Origin of the sequence: Dactylosporangium siamense (genome assembly GCF_016862795.1) — a bacterium.
GTDB lineage: Bacteria > Actinomycetota > Actinomycetes > Mycobacteriales > Micromonosporaceae > Dactylosporangium > Dactylosporangium siamense.
Genome location: NZ_BONQ01000284.1, coordinates 1 through 701, shown reverse-complemented (window position 1 = coordinate 701; position 701 = coordinate 1). Strand labels below are relative to the sequence as shown.

At 67.2% G+C, this 701-nt stretch carries 1 pseudogene; it reads left to right on the top strand.

What is annotated here, in order from left to right:
• A pseudogene (locus Dsi01nite_RS56960) lies at positions 1–701 on the top strand (hypothetical protein); the annotation flags it as partial.

Below are 701 nucleotides of genomic sequence, written 5' to 3'. Positions count from 1 at the left end.
CCGGTGGTTCCGGTGGCGCGGGCAACTTCGGGGCGACCTCACTCAGCGAGTCCGCGGCCTGGGGCGGCGGCGGTTCGACGGGTGACTTCACCTGGTCATACCCGCTGAGCGTCCCCCCGGCGAACGGCGGACCCTCACCGACGATCTCCCTGGCGTACGCGTCCAGCGGTGTGGACGGCCGCACGGTCGGCGCGAACAACCAGGCGTCATGGATCGGCATGGGCTTCGAGTTCGCGCCCGGGCAGATCGAGCGCCGCTACAAGCCTTGCGCGACCGACGTGGAAGGCGACGCCAACAACAAGACCCGGCCGACGGGCGACCAGTGCTGGTACTCGGACAACGCCTCGATCACCCTCAACGGTAGGGCCTCTGAGCTCGTGCGGGTCGGCACGAGCAACACCTGGAAGCTGAAGGACGACGACGGCTCGAAGGTCGAGCAGCTGTTCAACACGGGGTTGAACAACGGCGACGACAACGGGGAGCACTGGAAGTTCACCTCACCCGACGGCACGCAGTTCTTCTTCGGCCAGAACCGCTTGCCGGGCTGGACCAGCGGTGAGGAGACCCAGTCGGTCTTCACCGTGCCCGTCTACGGCAACCACCCTGGCGAGCCGTGCAACGGTGCGAATTTCCAGGCGTCGGGGTGCCGGCAGGCGTACAAGTGGAACGTCGACTACGCGGTCGACGTGCACGGCAACACG